The 18405-nt window shown below is 68.2% G+C and carries 19 protein-coding genes and 3 tRNA genes; 9 read left to right on the forward strand and 13 right to left on the reverse strand.

Features of this window, described 5'->3' with window-relative positions:
* Positions 1-1320: an MFS transporter gene (locus JNB_RS15590; RefSeq protein WP_009777475.1), complete on the forward strand. Its 1320-nt coding sequence runs from the start codon at positions 1-3 to the stop codon at positions 1318-1320.
* A gap of 19 nt (positions 1321-1339) precedes the next feature.
* A complete protein-coding gene (locus JNB_RS15595; protein ID WP_237700675.1) occupies positions 1340-2740 on the forward strand; it encodes an aminotransferase class V-fold PLP-dependent enzyme in 1401 nt (466 codons plus the stop codon).
* Positions 2741-2745: 5 nt separating this feature from the next.
* Here JNB_RS15595 and JNB_RS15600 read toward each other — a convergent pair whose 3' ends face one another.
* A complete protein-coding gene (locus JNB_RS15600) occupies positions 2746-4107 on the reverse strand; it encodes an NAD(P)/FAD-dependent oxidoreductase (protein ID WP_009777477.1) in 1362 nt (453 codons plus the stop codon).
* Between the two features lie 127 nt (positions 4108-4234).
* On the opposite strand from JNB_RS15600, the gene JNB_RS15605 reads away from it, so the two are divergent.
* From JNB_RS15605 to JNB_RS15620, 4 genes are all read left to right on the forward strand, one after another.
* Positions 4235-4849, forward strand: a complete 615-nt coding sequence (locus tag JNB_RS15605) for a dihydrofolate reductase family protein (protein ID WP_009777478.1) — start codon at positions 4235-4237, stop codon at positions 4847-4849.
* Complete coding sequence (locus JNB_RS15610) at positions 4849-5229, forward strand: nitroreductase family deazaflavin-dependent oxidoreductase (protein ID WP_009777479.1); 381 nt, start codon at positions 4849-4851, stop codon at positions 5227-5229. Before JNB_RS15605 ends, JNB_RS15610 begins: the two co-directional genes overlap by 1 nt.
* A gap of 81 nt (positions 5230-5310) precedes the next feature.
* Entirely contained in the window at positions 5311-6795 is a 1485-nt protein-coding gene (locus JNB_RS15615) for a DHA2 family efflux MFS transporter permease subunit (RefSeq protein ID WP_009777480.1), read from the forward strand.
* Positions 6796-6807: 12 nt separating this feature from the next.
* On the forward strand, positions 6808-7347 hold the full coding sequence (locus JNB_RS15620; protein ID WP_040885045.1) for a GNAT family N-acetyltransferase: 540 nt from the start codon (positions 6808-6810) through the stop codon (positions 7345-7347).
* Here JNB_RS15620 and JNB_RS15625 read toward each other — a convergent pair.
* Entirely contained in the window at positions 7335-7802 is a 468-nt protein-coding gene (locus JNB_RS15625; RefSeq protein ID WP_009777482.1) for a hypothetical protein, read from the reverse strand. The two genes, JNB_RS15620 and JNB_RS15625, sit on opposite strands and share 13 nt — an antisense overlap.
* A 198-nt stretch (positions 7803-8000) precedes the next feature.
* Between JNB_RS15625 and JNB_RS15630 the strand changes: the two genes are divergently transcribed.
* Positions 8001-9164, forward strand: coding sequence for a hypothetical protein (locus JNB_RS15630; RefSeq protein ID WP_009777483.1), 1164 nt, complete (start codon positions 8001-8003; stop codon positions 9162-9164).
* Between the two features lie 109 nt (positions 9165-9273).
* On the opposite strand, the gene JNB_RS22180 is transcribed toward JNB_RS15630, so the two are convergent.
* The 4 genes from JNB_RS22180 to JNB_RS15645 all read right to left on the reverse strand — a co-directional run bounded on the left by JNB_RS22180 (position 9274) and on the right by JNB_RS15645 (position 12235).
* A complete protein-coding gene (locus JNB_RS22180) occupies positions 9274-9405 on the reverse strand; it encodes a hypothetical protein (protein ID WP_009777484.1) in 132 nt (43 codons plus the stop codon).
* A 196-nt stretch (positions 9406-9601) separates the two neighbouring features.
* Positions 9602-10411, reverse strand: a complete 810-nt coding sequence (locus JNB_RS15635; protein WP_148232460.1) for a DUF6299 family protein — start codon at positions 10409-10411, stop codon at positions 9602-9604.
* A 168-nt stretch (positions 10412-10579) separates the two neighbouring features.
* Positions 10580-10656: transfer RNA gene (locus tag JNB_RS15640), tRNA-Phe, on the reverse strand.
* A 79-nt stretch (positions 10657-10735) separates the two neighbouring features.
* Positions 10736-12235 (reverse strand): peptide MFS transporter, encoded by a 1500-nt coding sequence (locus tag JNB_RS15645; protein ID WP_009777486.1) that lies wholly within the window; start codon positions 12233-12235, stop codon positions 10736-10738.
* 116 nt (positions 12236-12351) lie between these two features.
* On the opposite strand from JNB_RS15645, the gene JNB_RS15650 reads away from it, so the two are divergent.
* A complete protein-coding gene (locus JNB_RS15650; protein WP_040885050.1) occupies positions 12352-13275 on the forward strand; it encodes an NADP-dependent oxidoreductase in 924 nt (307 codons plus the stop codon).
* Between the two features lie 89 nt (positions 13276-13364).
* On the opposite strand, the gene JNB_RS15655 is transcribed toward JNB_RS15650, so the two are convergent.
* From JNB_RS15655 to JNB_RS15685, 7 genes are all read right to left on the reverse strand, one after another.
* Positions 13365-13438: transfer RNA gene (locus tag JNB_RS15655), tRNA-Asp, on the reverse strand.
* 43 nt (positions 13439-13481) lie between these two features.
* A tRNA-Glu gene (locus JNB_RS15660) sits at positions 13482-13554 on the reverse strand.
* 145 nt (positions 13555-13699) lie between these two features.
* On the reverse strand, positions 13700-14074 hold the full coding sequence (locus JNB_RS15665) for a GntR family transcriptional regulator (RefSeq protein WP_009777489.1): 375 nt from the start codon (positions 14072-14074) through the stop codon (positions 13700-13702).
* Positions 14071-14973 carry a hypothetical protein gene (locus JNB_RS15670; protein WP_009777490.1) on the reverse strand — a complete coding sequence of 301 codons (903 nt, stop codon included), beginning with the start codon at positions 14971-14973 and terminating at the stop codon, positions 14071-14073. Before JNB_RS15670 ends, JNB_RS15665 begins: the two co-directional genes overlap by 4 nt.
* A gap of 121 nt (positions 14974-15094) precedes the next feature.
* A complete protein-coding gene (locus JNB_RS15675; protein ID WP_009777491.1) occupies positions 15095-15985 on the reverse strand; it encodes a hypothetical protein in 891 nt (296 codons plus the stop codon).
* Complete coding sequence (locus JNB_RS15680; RefSeq protein WP_009777492.1) at positions 15982-16536, reverse strand: RNA polymerase sigma factor; 555 nt, start codon at positions 16534-16536, stop codon at positions 15982-15984. The genes JNB_RS15675 and JNB_RS15680 overlap by 4 nt, the downstream gene beginning before the upstream one ends.
* Positions 16537-16569: 33 nt before the next feature.
* Positions 16570-17622: a PHP domain-containing protein gene (locus tag JNB_RS15685; RefSeq protein ID WP_009777493.1), complete on the reverse strand. Its 1053-nt coding sequence runs from the start codon at positions 17620-17622 to the stop codon at positions 16570-16572.
* Between the two features lie 52 nt (positions 17623-17674).
* On the opposite strand from JNB_RS15685, the gene JNB_RS15690 reads away from it, so the two are divergent.
* Positions 17675-18376 (forward strand): isocitrate lyase/phosphoenolpyruvate mutase family protein, encoded by a 702-nt coding sequence (locus JNB_RS15690; protein WP_009777494.1) that lies wholly within the window; start codon positions 17675-17677, stop codon positions 18374-18376.
* Positions 18377-18405 lie beyond the last annotated feature (29 nt).

Here is an 18405-nt window from a genome sequence, read left to right on the forward strand (position 1 = left end):
ATGCCCAGCGATCGCCTCACCCGAGCCCAGACCGCGGGGTATGCCGCGGGGAGCGTCGGGACGGGCGGGTTCGGCACCCTGCCCGGCCTTGTCCTCGCCTACTACCTCACCGACACGTTGGGCGTCGCGGCGGCGTTGGCGGCTGTCGTCGTGCTCGTTCCGAAGGTCTGGGACGTCCTCATCGACCCGGCGATCGGAGCGCGCAGTGACCGGGAGGTGTCGGCCCATGGGTCACGCCACCGGCTCATGCTCGTCGGGGCGGTGACGTTGCCGGTCGGGTTCATCGCGATGTTTGCCGTCCCGTCAGGTGTGTCGAGTGGGGTGGCCGCAGTGTGGGTCGTGGCCGCATTCGTGCTCGCGACAACCTCATTCAGTCTTTTCCAGGTGCCCTACATCGCGGCGCCGGCGGATCTCACGAGTGACTACACCGAGCGCACCCGCATGATGGCGTGGCGCGTGGGCGTGCTGGCCCTGGCGATCCTGGCCTTCGGCGCGGGGGCGCCGGGGATCCGGGATGCCCTGGGTGGTGGCCGCTCGGGCTATCTCGTCATGGCGGTCATCTCGGCGACCGTCCTGTCGGCGGGCATGCTCGCCACCGTCGCCAGCCTGCGCGGACACGAGAGCCGTGTCGGTGGCGCGGCCGAATCCTCCTCTCTGCGTGCGGGACTGGACGCCATCCGGCAGTTGCCAAGGTTCCGGGCGCTGCTCGTGGTCTTCGTCCTTCAAGCGCTGGCCACCGGGATCGTGCTCGCCGCCGCGCAGTACGTCGCGACCTATCTGCTTGGCTCCCAATCGCTGGTGAGCGTGCTCTTTGCAGCCGTCGTCGCGCCAGCCCTGGTCGTCATGCCGCTGTGGAAACGGTACGCGGCAGCGCACGGCAAGCGGGCGGCATACCTGGCGTCGTCCTGGCTCTTCGTTCTGTCCTGTGTCGCCCAGGTTCCGGCGCTCATGCTCGAGTGGACCTGGCTCTCGGTCCCTGCCCTGGCGGTCGGCGGTGTCGCGTATGCCGGGATGCAGCTCTTCCCGTTGGCGATGCTTCCGGACGTGATCGAGGAAGCGGGACGTTCTCGTGGTGGTGCGATGAGTGGAGTCTGGACGGCATCCGAGACGGCGGGGCTGGCGCTCGGGCCGGGCATCGTGCTGCTCATGCTGGCCGTGGGTGGGTTCGTGTCGAGCTCGGGCGATCCGGTGGCGCAGCCGGGTGGCGCTGAAGTGGCGATGGGGCTGGCCTTCACGGTTGTCCCCGCCGTGCTGGCGCTCGTGTCGATCGTGGCATTGCGCAGGTATGTCGAACCGGAGGTGGCGCTTGATGGGCAGTGATGGTGTGGACGCTGAAGAGGTGTTGGGACGCTTGCGGGCCTATCGCGAGCACGATGCCCCGACCCATGGTGGGCGAGTGCTTTCCTACGTCTACGACCACGGCCGCCCGGAGCTCGATGAGGTTGCGGCACAGGCGATGCGGCTCCTCCAGCCGGTCAACGGTCTGGACCCGACGACCTTCCCGTCGGTGGCGCTCATGGAGTCCGACCTCGTGGAGTTCGGGCGCGCAATGCTGCACGGACCGACGGCGACAGGGTCAGTGACATCGGGCGGCACCGAGAGCTGCCTGCTCGCGGTCAAGGCCGCACGTGACCTGTGGGTGGCGCGCGGTGGGATGGGTCGACCGCGGCTGGTCGTGTCCGCCTCGACGCATGCGGCGTTCCACAAGGCCGCGCACTACTTCGGGCTGGACGTCACGGTGATCCCGGTCGACGTGACCACTGGTCGGGCGCCGGCAGCTGCACTCATCGAGACCCTCAGCGCGGATGTGGCGCTCGTCGTGGTCTCGGCGCCGTCCTATCCGCACGGGGTCATCGACGCTGTCGCCGAGGTGGCGGGGGCTGCGGCCGACCGGGGTATCGCGTGTCATGTCGATGCCTGCGTCGGTGGCTGGGTGCTGCCGTTCTGGGAGGACGCCGGTGGAGAACCGCTGCCGCAGTGGGACTTTCGCGTTCGTGGCGTGAGCAGCATCAGCGCCGACATCCACAAGTACGGCTACGTGCCCAAGGGTGCGTCGCTCCTGCTCTTCGCCGACGGCGAGCTCGACCTCGCACGCTACTTCGCCATCACCGACTGGCTCGGCTATCCCGTCGTCAACCCGACGATGCTCGGCACTCGCTCCGCGACGTCGCTGGCCGCCGCCTGGGCTGTCGTCCAGACCCTTGGAGCGGATGGGTATGCCGCCCTCACCCGCCGCGTCGTCGCCGCCACCTCCGCTGTGGCCGGGGCGGTCGACGGGATCGCCGGACTGCGACTGATGGGGGAGCGGCAGGGGCCGCTCATCGCTGTGGCGACGGACGACTCCGTGGCGGCCGATCAACGCGTCGACCCTCTGCTCTGGACTGCTGCCGTGACCCAGCGTGGTTTCGTCCTGCAGGGACAGCCCGCGATGACCCAGTCCGACGGGACTCGGATACCCCACACGGCCCACCTCACGATCACGCCGGTGACCGAGGGGCTCTTGGGTGAGCTCGTGCCTGCCCTCGTCGATGCCGCGGACGAGGTCAGGGGACAAGCGCTGCCGAGCCCGGAAGCCCTGTCTCACACCGGCATACCCGATCCGGTTGCTTTGGCGGACGGTGCCAGAGCGGGAGGCGATTTGGACCTTACGACGGTGCTGTCCCTCATCGAGAACCTACCGCGCGAGGACTCGGCGAAGCTGCTGTCGGCCTTCCTCCAGCGCTTCACCGCGCCACGCTGATTGGGTCAGATCGTGCCGAGGACCTCGTTGAGGGCCTCGGTCGAGCTGGGGTGGGTCCAGATCGAGTCCCGCAGCTCGGCGGCGGTCACGTCGTGACGCATCGCCAGCGCGACGAGGTTGATGATCTCCTGGCTGTCGACGCAGAAGACGGTGGCGCCGAGGATGAGGTCGGACTCGGCGTCCACGACGATTTTGATGAGGCCACGGGTCTCCCCGACGATCCGTGCCCGTGGCATGGCAGCGATGGTGTCGATGTTCTTCTGGGCGACCTTCACGGTGTGCCCGGCGTCGCGAGCTTCGCTCTCGCTCAGTCCAACCCGCGCGAGCGGAGGAGTGATGAAGGTCGTCGCCGGGACGGCCACTCGGTCTGTGGTGCGGCGCGCTCCCTGCCCGACCAACTGGTCCTTGACGATCCGGTTGTCGTCCAGTGAGACGTATGTGAATTGGGGTCCGCCGTTGACGTCACCGACGGCCCACACGCCCTCGACCGAGGTCCGCAGCTGGGCGTCGACCAGGACCGCACCACGGTCGGTGGTCTCGATCCCGGCGGCCTCGAGTCCGAGGTCGTCGGTCGCGGGCCGTCGCCCGACCGCCACGAGGACGCGGTCTGCCTCGATGGTTCGGTCACCGTCGAGGTGCACGACAGATCCTGCGGCCGTGTCATCAACATGGTCCACCGTTGCCCCGAAGATGAAGGAGATGCCGTCGGCCTCGAGGACCTGCCTCACCGCATCGGCGACATCGTCGTCCTCACGGGGGAGCAGTCGGTCGGCGGAGTCGACGACGGTCACCTCCGCACCGAAGGTCCGGTAGGCGCCAGCGAGCTCGAGGCCGATCGCGCCCGCACCGATGACGACCAGCCGTCGGGGGAGGTCGGTCTCGTCGATGAGCTCGGTCGAGGTGACGACCCGCGGACCGTCGAGGCCGGGGATCGGCGGGACCACCGGGACGGAGCCGGTGTTGATGATGATCCGGTCGCTCGTCGCGCGGACCCGTTCGTTGCTGGCACTGACCTCGATCTCGTGAGGTCCGACGAACCGCGCCCGACCGGTGAGGACCGTCGCGGACTCGTGCGAGTCGACCATCGAGAAGTTCTTGCCGCGCAGGAGGCTCGTGAGGGCGTTCTTGCGCTCGACGGCATTGAGATAGCGGACGTCGGCGTCAGCGACAAGTGAGGGGTGGTTGGCCGACTCGACCAGGGCCTTCGTCGGCACGCAGCCGATGTTGATGCACGTCCCCCCGAACATCCGGTCCGACTGCTCGACCATGAGCACCCGGTCACCACGGCTGGCGAGGAACGCGGCGAGCGTCTTGCCGCCCTTGCCCCAGCCAATGATGATCGCGTCGAACGTCGTCGCCTGAGTCATGCCGCTGACCCTAGGCGCCCCTGTCCCCGCAGGCTGGAACGGGCCGCTCTCGAAGGTGACGATTCGCTCTTTCGGGAGCGGACGGCATACGCAAGACTGAAAGGACTCTCAGCGAAAGGGCAACCCCATGCAGAGCGTCATGGTCGACTTCATCATCAGTCTCGACGGGTATGCGTCGGCCGAAGGGTGGCCGGGGCTGTGGGGGGTGGACAGCCCGGAGTACCTCGCGTGGCTCGGCTCCCAGACCGGTGACCCGTACACCTATCTCATGGGCGCGACGACCTACCGCCTCATGTCGGGCTTTGCCGAACAGGTCGGTGACGACCCGGGGTTCGCGCACATGACGGCGACGCCGAAGGTCGTCTTCTCGTCCTCCCTCGAGGAGCCGCTGCCCTGGGCGAACTCCGAGCTCGTGACCACCGACGCCGTGGAGTGGGTGCGTGCGGCCAAGGAGACCGCCGACCGTCCGATGCACACGCTCGGCAGTCTTTCGGTATGCCGTTCGCTCATCTCTGCGGGACTGGTGGACCGTTTCCGGGTGGTCATCTTCCCGTTCATCACGGGGGCGACGGGTCGGGAGCGGATCTTTGACGACTACCCGGACCTCGGGCTGGAGCTGGTCGAGCACCAGACGTTCGCGCCGGGGCTGCAGCTGCTCGAGTACGTCCCCACGATCCTGGATGGCCCACCGGCCGGCGGCATCATGGGGGCTGATTCGCCTGAGTTGCAGCAGGATTCGTGATGAATGGCCCTCCAGCTGGCGCCAAGTACTTCAACAAACTGGCCGTGCAGGTGGCCGGCCGGCGGTTCGTGCCGGTGTGGGCAGTGGTGCGGCACCGAGGTCGCAAGAGCGGCAAGGAGTACTCCACTCCCGTGGCGGTGCTGACGACACCGGACGCGTTCATCATCGGGCTGCCGTGGGGCAAGGGCACCGACTGGGTGCGCAACCTGCGAGCGGCCGGTGGCGGGACGGTGCACTGGCAGGGGCGTGACGAGGCGGTCACGGACCCGGTCTTCGTGGGGGCTGAGGTGGCTCTCGCGGCTGCTCCGGCCGTGCTGCGTCCGGCCCTCAAACGCCTCCCCGGAGACGGTGCTTTTCTCCAGCTGACGCGCTCGCACTGAGCTGTCACCGGCCGGGCGTAGCGTGACGCTCGACAGGTGGCCGAGGTGGCCGCCGCAGCACGTCACGCGAGGAGATCCGGCATGTCCGTGAACGACCAGGTGGCCACGGCCGAGGCGGCCCCGGTGGAGCGCAGCCCATGGCCCGCGCTGTGGGCGATGGTGCTCGGCTTCTTCATGATTCTGGTCGACACGACGATCGTGTCGGTGGCGACGCCGGCGATCATGGAGGGCCTCGATACCGACGTCAACGGCGTGGTCTGGGTGACGAGCGCCTACCTCTTGGCGTATGCCGTGCCCCTGCTCATCACCGGGCGACTCGGTGACCGCTTCGGGCCCAAGAACCTCTATCTCATCGGGCTCGCCGTCTTCACCCTCGCTTCGTTGTGGTGCGGTCTGACCGACTCGATCGGCGGCCTCGTGGCGGCCCGCATCGTCCAGGGCCTCGGCGCCTCGATGCTCACGCCGCAGACGATGGCCGTCATCACGCGGACCTTCCCGGCTGCCTCCCGTGGGAGCGCCATGGCGCTGTGGGGAGCCACGGCTGGCGTCGCGATTCTCGTCGGCCCGGTCCTCGGTGGCGTGCTCACCGACGGCCCCGGCTGGGAGTGGATCTTCTTCATCAACGTCCCCGTCGGCATCGTGGGGCTCGTGTTGGCCTGGCGTCTCGTGCCCTCCCTCGAGACCCACTCGCACAGTTTCGACTGGCTCGGCGTGGCCCTGTCCGCCGTCGGTATGTTCCTGCTCGTGTTCGGCGTGCAGGAGGGGGAGACCTACGACTGGGGGACCATCAGCGGCGTGATCTCGGTGCCGCTGCTCATCGGCGCCGGCCTCATCATGCTCGCCGCCTTCCTGTGGTGGCAGCGCCGCAACACCAGTGAGCCGCTCCTGCCCCTCGGACTGTTCGTCGACCGTAACTTCTCGCTCGCCAACGTAGCCATCACGACCATCGGATTCGCCTTCACCGCAATGGGTTTCCCGCTCATGCTCTTTGCCCAGGTCGTGCTCGGCTTCAGTCCGACCCGAGCGGCCCTCCTGCTCGTGCCGATGGCGATCGTCTCCATCGCGCTGGCTCCGGTGGTCGGCAAACTCACCGACCGCATGCACCCGCGCCAGCTCGTCGGCTTCGGCATCACCACCTCATCGGTGAGCCTGTTCTGGCTGAGCCGCGTCATGTCGCCAGACATCGCGACGTGGCAGCTGCTCCTGCCGATGACCCTCATGGGTGTGGGCAGCGCGTGCATGTGGGCGCCCCTTGGTGCGACGGCCACACGCAACCTTCCTCTCCGGTCCGCCGGCGCCGGGGCCGGCGTCTACAACACGACGCGTCAGGTCGGCGCCGTCTTCGGCAGCGCGGCGATCGCGGCACTCATGGAGAACCGCTTGGCCGCCCACCTGCCGGGTATGCCGGCCGGTGGCGGGCTCGAGGCAGCGGGAACGAAGCTGCCCCCGCAGCTCGCCGACGGGTTCGCGCAGGCCATGTCCCAGGCGGTGGTGCTCCCGGCAGCAGTCCTGCTGATCGGCGTGGTCGCTGCAGTTCTCCTCGAGCGCCCGAGCCACCAGGGCTGAGTGGCTGGTCAGATGGTGCTGGAGACGCCTCGACTGCTGCTCAGGCCCTGGCAGGCAGGTGAGGGCGTCATCCAGCGTGAACTGTGGACCGAGCGTGACCCCCGCGTGCCACCTCACCGGCGCATCGACGCGAACGGTAGCCCCACGGTCTTCGAACTCGAGGAATCGATCCGCACCACCGACATCTGGTCGACCGGGTTGCTGGCCGTCGAGCGAAAGGAGGACGGTGACGTCATCGGCTACTGCGGACTCACCGACAGTGGCCGTGCAGGTGCGGGGGAGCCGGAGCTGGCGTTCGAACTACTGCGCCGATCCTGGGGGCAGGGTTATGCAACGGAGGCGTCCCGCGCGGTCCTGGAGTCGGCGGCGGCGGCCGGTCACGAACGCCTTTGGGCAACGGTCTGGGACTGGAACACGGCATCTCGTCGAGTACTCGCCAAGCTCGGGTTCACCGAGACCACCCGAACCGAGGTCGACCCGGTTCACGGGACGACCCTCTTCACCACCCTGCTGCTGTCCGACGACCCGACCGCTGCAGCTCAGGGCCAGTAGGTGCCCTTGATGACGAAGTAGGTTCCGCGGATGACGCCCGCGAGCTTGGACTTCTGCCGGGCGAACTTGAAGGCCGAGAGTTCCTCGGGCGGGTCCATGCCCTCGGACAGCTTGAAGCCGACCGCCCTCTTGTCCCCCTCCTCGAGTCCGTAGAGCACGTTGACCGCGAGCCCCGACTCGTATAAGACGTACGCCCAGCGCACGCGCTCCACCTCGACCACCGTTGCCTCCAGAGGCGGCGAGGCGAAGACGATGTCGCGCTCCTCGCGCAGGATCCGCGAGACCCAGTCGACGACCTCGCCGGCCTCGCTCGCTGGTTCCACCGTGAAGGTGTGGTCGTACTTGTTCTTGAAGTAGCGGGCCTCGTTCGCTCGGAGCCCGGCGAGTGCCTCGGCAACGGGCGAGCTCTCGAGCCCCTGCGTGGACACGTCCTTGAAATTGACGACCTGACCCATGGTTCCTCCACGATGGCTGTGCCGGACGGGGCCAACCTACGTGTCGTGCGCGACGGCGGGCACTGGACCGGACCGGACGGCATACGACGAAGACTCTTGACTGGGCGTTGTCCCACGTCGACAAAGGATGCCGTCGGCTCTGCGAGGTTGCTGAGATCACACAGCCTCCTCTCAGTCGCACCGACCCACAATCGCCAGATGATCCACATCGACCCGGTCGCATCCGGCGCCGCACGAAGGAAGACCCACGTGTGGCCTGCGACGCCGGTTTGGTCTGCGACGACCGCGTCCCGGGGGTGGTGGATCGTGCTGCTGCTCTGGTGGGCTGGTTGGTTCCTCGCCCAACACCATCAGGGGGGCGCTTCCTGGCACTTCTTCTCTGACGGGGCGAGGGTTCTGTCAGACCTCGACGACGGGAGGCACGCCGGGCTGCATGTGTACGCCGAACACCCGGTGCTGCAGATCGGACCTGTGGCGCTCGGCACTGCGTGGGTGCTGGCCACCTTGTCCGACAGCAACGGTGTCTTGGCCGCTCAGGTCCTCGGCGCCGCTCTCGGTGGCGTGATCGTGCTCCTCGTACGTCACATGGCGCATCAACTCCAGGCGTCGCACCCAAGTGCCCAGCGACTCAACGTGGATCGCCAGCTCCTCCTGGCAGCGGCGTGCTTCGTCCCGGTCTGGTCCTACGTTGCCGTCAGCTCCACGCACCTCGACGACGTCCTTGCCCTGACGATGGGAATGGCAGCCCTGGCCTTGGTTGTGTCCCGGCACCCGGTGGGGGCGGGGTTCGCTGTGGCTTTGGCCGTGGACTCCAAGCCATGGGCACTGCCGTTGGCCGCAGTGCTCCTCGCGCTTCCGTCGCTCCGGGATCGAACGATGGCCCTGTGCGTCGTGGCCCTGGGTGTGGCGGCGGTGTGGCTCCCGTTCTTCATCGCCGACCCGCAGACGATTCGCGCGATGCACTTCACCATCGCCAACAGCCCACTGTCGGGGCTGCGCGCTTTGGACGTGATGTCGCCACGCACGCCAGCCTGGGATCGGCCACTGCAGACGGTGTTGGGGGCGGGCCTTGCCATCGCCGCTGTCCTGCGAGGCCGCACCACGGGTGTGCTCTTGGTGGTGATGGCCAGCCGGTTGGCGCTCGACCCAAGCACCAACCATTACTACACGGCGGGCCTGGCTGTGGGGGCGCTGCTCTGGGACGTGACCGGGTCACGTCGACGCTGGCCATGGTGGAGCCTGACGGTGCTCCTCGTCCTGCACGGCGCCCGGTGGGTGCCCGCCCTCAATCCTGTGCACGGTCTCGCGCTCATCGCTTTCGCGCTAGCTGCAGCGGTATTCGTTGCTGTCGGGAAGTTCTGACCCTGAGGCCAAAAGTCCGCTCACGATCCCTTCAGGAGGTCGATGACACGCCAGTACCCTGGCTGATCCTCTTCGCGGCGGCTGATGCCTTTTTGCTCTCGAGCGCGGGTCACATGCGCAGGCCGAGATGGGCGAGGACTGCGGAGACCCGCCGGTTGACCTGGTGCTCGTCCGGCCGGGCGACCTTGTCGAAGACGCGCTGCAAGGCGACGGCGGCATGGGCCGGGAGGTTGCGTTTCATGTAGGTCTCCGATGGTCGCGGCTGCTGAGTCCCGCCGGGGGTGCCTCCAGTGCATCGCGCGCGGGCAAGATTCCGGGGTCCGTGGAAACGCGTACCTTCCGTCCGACTCCCGACTCCGTGCCGGGTCCCGTGACAGGTGTGGGGGAGGACCGGGTTCGGTTCTCCCCCACACCTTTTGCCATGCAGCGGGTGGCCTCTACTTGCCGTTGCGGCTCAGCTGAACCTTTCCGCTCGCCTCTGCGACGGTGCACTCCACGAGACCGCAGGCGAACGCCACCGAGAAGTTCGCCGCCTTGCCTCCCGAGAACAGACCGTTGTCCGAGAAGACGAACGCGTCCCAGTTGTGGGTGGCGCCGTCACACTCGAGCGGATTCACGAAGAAGGATCCGTTGATCTTCAGGCGTCCCACCGTCTGGGTGAGCATGCCCTCGATGTCGGACCCGTAGCCGTCAGCGTTGGTGCAGCTGTAGGTGCCGGAGATCCGCGCGGTGCCGTCCTTGTAGGCGACGCCCTTGGGGTTCACCGTGAGTGCAGCCGTGGGAGCCGGCGGCAGGACCCCGAAGGTGATCGACAGGTTTCCACCAGCCGTGGAGCTGTCGTTGAATGCTGCGATGTAATACGTGGTCCCGGGCTCGCCGCGCACCCCGGCCTGGCCCGGTCCGCAGGCGACGAGGTTCCCGTCAGCGGGATTCCCCTCGGTGACGAAGACGCCGGCCGAGTAGTTGGAGCCGGAGACGTCGGCGAGGAAGCCGCTGCCGTCGGCGTCGGTGTAGGTGAACCACACGCTGGCGCCGGTCGCGGGCGCTCCGCAGTTGACGTTGAGAGCGGCATCGACGGCGTCGGTGGTCGCTTGGGTGGTGTCTTGGTCGATGGTCGTCGGAAGGGCACTGATGACGGTCGCGCCAGCGGCCGTGTCATTTGATGGCGCGGCCGCGTGAGCGACCGTCGCGCTGAGAGGCAGGATCAAAGCGGCTACGGCTAGCGCAGCGGCAGAGCGAAACGACATTGTATGGCTCTCCTCCTGTGAGTGAGGGGAGCCCCTGCACCCCTCTGTTTTTGACAGTAGGACTCCGGGGTCGCGCCCGAGGAGCAATCGCAAAAGCCGTCGGTGCCGGCAGGAAACGACGAAACCGCAGGTGCGCCTCGCGGCATACCTGCGGTTTCGTGGTGTTTGTGGTGGCCAGGGACGGGGTCGAACCGTCGACCTTCCGATTTTCAGTCGGACGCTCGTACCAACTGAGCTACCTGGCCGCAAACAGAGCGCCAGGTCGCCCTGGCGCGACCGCAACTATAACTCATGGGAGGGGGCGCCCTAAAACCGTCGAACCGGTCAGCGAACCCCCGCCATCATCTTGGTGATCCACTTGCTGCCAACCGCCATGAGCACGCCCACGGCGATCGATGCGATGCCGAGGAAGAGGAAGTACGGCCGCTCGTTCGAGGTGTCGTAGAAACCCGCGAGCGAGCCCGCGCCCGCCGAACCCACGGCGACCGACAGGAAGAACAGCGCGATCATCTGCGTGTGGAACGCCGCCGGGGCCAGCTTGGTCGACAGCGACTGACCCACGGGGGACATGAGCAGTTCGGCCAGGGTGAAGAAGAAGAGGATGAGGACGAGCCAGAGCAGGGGAGTGCTGTTGGCGCCACCACCGGCGTAGGGGAGGAACAGCAGGAACGCGACGCCCATGAAGATCGTCCCAGCAGCGAACTTGAGCGGCGACGTCGGCTGGCGCGAACCCAGCCGAGTCCACAGGGCCGCGAAGACGCCGGCAAAGATGATGATGAAGACCGGGTTGATCGATGTCGCCCAGCTCGGCGGCATCTCCCAGCCGAAGAGCGACCGGTTGAGGCGCTCGTCGGCATAGACCGCCACGACGGTGAACTGCTGCTGGAACAGCGACCAGAAGACGGCGCTCGCGATGAACATCGGGATGAACGAGATGACCCGCTTGCGTTCGTCCCCGGTGACCTTCGGGCTCGTGAGCATGATCGCGAACAGGGCGATCGACGCCACGAGGGTGATGGCGACGACGATGTCGGACAGACGCTCCGCCTGGATGAACCCGGCCACGGCCAGCACCGCGATGAGCGCAACGACCACCGCAGCGATCACGGCATACCGGATCCGACCGGCACGGTCGAGCGGGTTGGAGACGACGTGACCCGCGTTGCCGATGGTGGAGCGGCGCAGGCCGAGGTACTGCACGAGTCCCAACGCCATGCCGACCGCGGCGAGGCCGAAGCCCCAGTGGAAGCCCTTCATGTCCCAGATGAGACCGGTGAGCAGCGGGCCGACGAGCGCGCCGAGGTTGACGCCCATGTAGTAGATCGAGAACGCGGCGTCGCGGCGCTCGTCGCCCTTCTCGTACATGTCGCCGAGGACCGAGCTCGTCGTCGTCTTGAGTGAACCGGAGCCGATGGCGATGCAGACGAGGCCGATGCCGACGCCGGCGATGTTGGGCAGGACGGCCAGCGCGATGTGGCCGATCATGATCGTCACCGCAGCGACGGTCAGGGTGCGTTCGGCGCCGAGAACCCGGTCCGCGACCCACGCGCCCAGCACGGCCGACAGATAGACCAGGCCGCCATAGGCGCCGACGATCGAGGTCGCCGCCTCCTGCGAGAGACCGAGCCCACCATCGGTCGCCGCGTAGTACAGGTAGTAGACGAGGATGCCCTGCATCCCGTAGAAGCTGAACCGCTCCCACATCTCGATGCCGGCGAGGTTGGCCAACCCGAGAGGGTGGCCGAAGAAGCGCCGGTCGGTGCTCGTCTCGGGCTGTTCGGGCTTGTCGTCAAGTGCGGTTCCGTGCGAAGTCACGTATTCCATCAATGCACACGCGACGCGGATTTGCCCAACCGGCAGAGCCGTGTCATGACCAGCCCAAACGGCGTATGCCGCCCGCCCGCGGAATGCGCGCCCGTCACCTGGGCGTTGGCCCGGGCATGCGAGCCATCACCTACAGCAAGTACGGCACCCCCGACACCCTCACCCTCACCGATGTCCCCGACCCCAAGGTCGGGCCGGGCGAGGTCCTCATCCGGGTGCGCAGCGCCTCGGTCAACCCGGTCGACTGGAAGGTCCTCGCGGGCTACCTCGACGGCCTCATGCAGGTGGACTTCCCGGCGATCCCGGGTTGGGACGTCTCGGGAGTCGTCGAGGCCATCGGCCCGGACACCCCGGAGTACGCCGTCGGTGACGAGGTCATCGCCTATGCCCGCAAGGACTGGGTCCAGCAGGGCACCTTCGCCGAGCTCGTCTCCGCTCCCGTGCGCACGGTCGCGCGCAAGCCGGCCGCCCTGGACTGGAACGAAGCCGCAGGGCTCCCGCTCGCCGGCCTCACGGCATACCAGCTCCTCCACCGCCTCGACACCACGAAGGGCGACACGGTCCTCGTCCACGCGGCCGCAGGCGGCGTCGGCATCCTTGCCGTCCAGATCGCCACGGCGCTGGGAGCGCGCGTCATCGGCACCGCGTCCGAGGGCAACCACGAGTTCCTGCGCGAGCTGGGGGCCGAGCCGGTCACCTACGGCGACGGGCTGGCCGAGCGCGTCCGAGAGTTGGCGCCCGAGGGCGTTGACGTCGTCGTGGACTTCGTCGGGGGAGTGCTCGAGACGACTCAGGCCGTGCTGAAGGACGGCGGGCGCCACGGCTCCATCGCCGACGCCACGGTCGCCGAGGCCGGTGGCATCTCGGCGTGGGTGCGACCCGACTCCGCCGACCTCCAGGCGCTCGCGGACCTCGCCGACGCGGGCAAGCTCACCGTTCCCGTGGCGGAGGTCTTCGCGCTCGAGAACGCCGCCAAGGCCTACGAGCTGAGCCAGGGCGGACACGTGCGCGGCAAGATCGCCATCGAGGTCAGCCGCTGAGGCTGCGCCTCCCGGACAGGCGAAGAGCCCCACACCGTGTGGTGTGGGGCTCTTCGCTGTGCTGTCGCACTGTGACTCTTCACACTGTGCGACCCCGACGGGACTCGAACCCGCGACCTCCGCCGTGACAGGGCGGCGCGCTAACCAACTGCGCTACGGGGCCTTGTTTGGAGCAAGACCTTTACTGCTTTTCCTACTTCACTGCGTATCCCCAACGGGATTCGAACCCGTGCTGCCGCCGTGAAAGGGCGGAGTCCTGGGCCGCTAGACGATGGGGACCCGTCGAGACGACAGACCCCACGTCGCGCAGCGCGCAGCGCTCGAGATCCGTCGTGGACTCGGAAAGCATAAGGGACGTTTGCGCTGCATCCAAAACGAGGTCCGTCGGGCTGCTGCCGACCATCCCGTATGCCGTTCGCTCACCTCACGCACGTGCCTCCCGGAGCGCTGCCCGGACGAGGTCGATGGCTGCGGAGTCGCTCAGTCCGGCCCGGGCCACGCTGAGGGCGTAGGCCGCCGCGCTGCGGTGCAGGGCCGTGTCCGTGGCGTGGCCGCCGGGGGCGACGGTGGTGCCCGCGCGTCGGCCGGTGGTGACGAGACCTTCGGCCTCGAGCTCCTTGTAGGCGCGGGCGACGGTGTTGACGGCGATGCCGAGGTCGGCGGCGAGGGCGCGGACGGTGGGGAGTCGGTCGCCCTCGGCAAGCGCGCCGCGCGCGATGAGTCCGGCGAGCTGCGCGCGGACCTGCTCGAACGGCGGCTCGTGCGCCGTGACATCAACGGTGATGACGAGTTCGCTCATGGGGTCGTCCCTGCCTGCACCGTGTCGCCGTGACGCGTGTCCACACTGCTGCGACCCAGTGAGGCCAAGGTTTCACGAGAGCTGATGGATCCGCCCAGCGCGAAGAGCGCCGCGAGGATGAGTGCGACCGCCGGGACGTAGAGCCCGAAAGCCAGCCACTGGTAGGGATCCCACGGGGAGCGCGGGGCGAACTCGGAGGCAATGCGAAGCTTCTGCGTCGCCTCGTTCATCCTCGAGGCGATGTAGAAGAGGAAGATGGCGCCGCTCAGCGACATGGCGAAGGTCGTTGCACGCAGGACCCGTGATGCGTCACGGACCCTCAGGACGGTGTCCGTGGGTTCGTCCGTGCGCGGGCGGTCCTCGATCTGACGAAGTGCCCACCACGTGAGGATGAGCAGGAAGGCGGCCGCCACGAGGAAGGGTCCGCCGCCCGACCAGCCCGGGTAGTCCGAGGCCGCGCCTGACGCGCCAGCGTGGGTGCGCACCAGGGTCGTGCCAGTGGCGGTCAGTCCACCGAACACCACCGCAGCCAGGGCGATGGTCGACGCGACGATCGCAGCGAGGCGTTGCCGGGGGACGCGGGCCACGAAGAGGCGTCTCGGCGCGAGCGTCGCCTGCCGCACCGCACCGGGGCTGGGAGTCCTGCTCATGCTGGAGCCCAGTCCGGTGACGGCCAGCACGACGACCGACTGCCCGAGCAGTGCCATCGGTGCCTGGTACGGCATGGGGAGATTGCCGGAGACGTTCAGGGGGAGGGTGACCACGACTCCGATCCACGACGCCTTCGCCGCCCGCCCGCCCCACACCGGCGAGCTGTAGGGCATGGCCAGGACGATCAGTGCAGCCACCGTGACGTGCATCGTCAGGTACCACAGCGTGACGAAGAGCTCTGCCTGCATGGGATCCCCTATGTCTCAATGAATTAAGTCATTGAGACATAACTCCTCGGGTCGTGTCAAGGGTGTGCTGCAGGGCGCGCGCCCTGTCGCGCACCCTGCAGCACACCACTCGTGGCTCGGGTCAGGACGCTGGGGCGGTCTCCGTGTGGATCTCGCCGCTGCCTCCGGGTACCGATGGTGCGACGTCTCGGGCCACCGTGCCGTCGGCGTAGGTCACGTCGTAGGTGATCGTGACGTCCGGACCGCCCTCACCGGAACCACCGACCGAGTTCGCGAAGGCCTTGCCCGGCCACCACGCGGCATACGTGCCGTCCTTGATCGAGACGACCACGTCGTGACCGTCGGCGTGCAGCGTGAGCCCCGCGACGTCGGGCCCGACTTCTCCCTCGGTGAATGCCGCTGGCTCGCCTCCGCCGAACTGCGAGACACCACCCTGGGTGAACTGTCGCCCGGTCGGTGCGGGCAGCCCGCCGCCACCCGTTGCCATCACCTGGAGGTCGGAGACGTCCTTCGACCCAGCGGGCAGCTCGGCGAGGCAGTAGACCGAGGCGACGAGACGGTCCGGCGTCCGCTTCGAGAGCAGCATCGACACGAAGTCCCCGCGTCGTTCGGCGAGCTGGACGGAGAGGTCCTTCGTCGCCATGGAGCCGTCTCCGATGGAGGAGCCCTGCTTGTCGAGACAGGCCTCCCGGAGGGCCGCGGACTCGGCCGCGGTGACGGTGTCGGGCCGTGCGGTCCACGACGCGTACGACGGTGCGGCGTTGAGCGTCGGAAGGACGACCGCGCCAGTGACGGCAGCGGCGGCCAACGCTCCGAGCGCTGCCCATCGACGGACGTGGCGGCGGCGGGCAAGGGATGCCAACGGGGTCACGGATGGGCCGGTGACGCCCGGTGTGCCGAGGATCGATTCGAGGGTTACCTCCCGGCGAGTGGTCTCGCCAGTGACGTCGAATCCCGCGTCGAGAGAACGCAGTTCAGCATCGGTGTGCGGGTCGAGGACGTGGATGTTCACGAGTTCTCCTTGAGGAGCGCGGGTGCGGGCCGTGCCGGCACCGGGGTGTCAGTGGGGTCGAGGTGCCGGCGCAGTGCGCGTCGCGCTCGAGAGAGCCGGAGCCGGTAGGCCGCGGCAGTCGTGCCGAGGACTCGCGCCGCCGCAGGAGAGGGCAGGTCCTCCCAGATGGCGAGGGCGAGCACCTCCTGCTCGGCATCGGTGAGTCGTTGCCAAGCGGTCGCGAGATCGACCCGGCGGGCGATGTGGTCGGTGTCCAGATGCGCATGGCTCGGTCCGGCGTCTCCGATGCGCACAGCGAGGGCTCCCTGCCGCCCTGCTGCCCGAGCCGAGTTGAGGAGGCAGTTGCGCGCCACGGCATACAGCCACGGCAGAGCCTCACCCACGCGGGTCGGGACGTCGTCGAGTCGGCGCCAGGCCACCAGAAACGCCTCTGCCACAACGTCTTCGGCGCTGGCAGGGCTGCTTCGTCGGGCCACGAACCGCAACACGTGGTCGTAGTGGTCGGCGTAGAGGGCACGGAACCGCTGCTCTCTCGCTGCTGGAGTGTCCATGTCCCGTCTATGTCCGGATGACCGGTGGTTGTGTCAGACGGGGTTGGCCCAGGCGTGCAGGGTCTCGGCGTCCCAGGTCGTGATGATGCGGTCCCACGGCACGCCGAGCTGCTCGGCGCGCTCGCAGCCATAGGCCTTCATGTCGAGCTGCCCCGGTGCGTGAGCATCGGAGTCGATCGAGAACAGGCAGCCGATCTCGAGGGCGAGCTCGATGAGCTCGTCGGGCGGGTCGCACCGCTCGGGGCGACTGTTGATCTCGACCGCGGTGTTGCCCTCGAGGCAGGCTTCGAAGACGGCGCGAGCATCGAAGTCCGACTCCGGCCGAGTCCCGCGGGACCCCTCGACGAGCCGCCCGGTGCAGTGCCCCAGCACGTTGACCCGCGGGTTCAGGACGGCGTTGACCATCCGCTTGGTCATCGGGTCGGAGTTCATCTTGAGCTTGCTGTGCACCGATGCCGTGACGAAGTCGAGCTTGCCGAGCATCGCGTCGGTCTGGTCGAGCGAACCGTCGTCGAGGATGTCGACCTCGATCCCCTTGAAGAGCCGGAACGCCTGTCCCACACCGCGATTGATCGCGTCGACGATGGCGATCTGCTTCGTCAGCCGCTCGGCGGTGAGCCCGTTGGCGACGCGCAGCTGCGGGGAGTGGTCGGTGAGGACCATCCACTCGTGACCGAGCTCGATGCCGGTGAGCACCATCTCGTCGATGGGCGAACCGCCGTCCGACCAGTCGGAGTGGAGGTGGCAGTCGCCGCGCAACGCGGCATACAGGTCCGCACCTCCGCTCACGAGCGGACCGCCGCTCTGCGTCTGCAACGACGCAAGGTATGCCGGCAGCTCACCCTGCGCTGCCTCCTCGACGACCGCTGAGGTGGACTTTCCGATACCGGGGATCTCCTGGAGGGTGCCGGCCTCGACGTGCTGGTCGAGCTCGTCGTCGCCGATCTCCTTGAGTGCCTTGACGGCATTGCGGAAGGCCTCGACCCGATAGGTCCCGGCCCGCGTGCGCTCGAGGAGGAAGGCGATGCGTCGCAACGCCTCGGTGGGTTCGACCGGGGCCTCGAGCGGGGTGAGCAGCGCAACCATGCACCCATCATTGCCGAGGGGGAGTGTCGGTGGTGGCGGGCAGGATGCAGGCATGACCTTCGCAGAGCTCCACGAGAGCGACCTCTTCGTCATGCCCAACGCCTTCGACGCCGGCTCGGCCAAGCGGCTCGAGGAGGCGGGCTTCCCCGCGCTCGCGACGACGAGCCACGGCCACGCAGCGACCCTGGGCAAGTCCGACCTCGAGGTGACCCGTGACGAGCTCGTCGCGCACGTCGCCCTGCTCACGAGCGTCATCACGGTGCCGCTCAACATCGACTCGGCCGACTGCTTCCCGCGTGAAGAGGGTGGAGTTGCCCGGACCGTCGAGCTCCTCGCCCAGGCGGGGGCGAGCGGGTTGTCGATCGAGGACTACGACCCCACGAGGTCGGCGATCGTGCCGTTCGATGAGGCCGTCGAGCGGGTGGCGACGGTCGTCCGGACCGCCCACCAGCACGGCATCGTCGTGACCGCTCGCTGCGAGAGCGTCCTCTATGGCCTGGGGGAGGATCACCTGGCGCGCCTCGCGGCCTACCGGGACGCAGGGGCTGACGTGCTCTTCGCGCCCCTCGTCAATGACGAGGACGGCATCGCGGCGATCGTCGCCCTGGGCCGCCCGGTCAACGTGCTCGCCGCCGGAGATCACCCGACCGTCGAGCGGCTGCGTGAACTCGGAGTCCGGCGCGTCTCGACCGGTGGCGCCCTGGCTGGCATCGCCTACGACGCGGCCGTCGCTGCCGCCAAGGCCCTCGCCTGAGGCCACGCTTTCCAGGCCCGAAGTCGGTC

Origin of the sequence: Janibacter sp. HTCC2649 (genome assembly GCF_000152705.1) — a bacterium.
In the GTDB taxonomy this organism is placed as follows: domain Bacteria; phylum Actinomycetota; class Actinomycetes; order Actinomycetales; family Dermatophilaceae; genus Knoellia.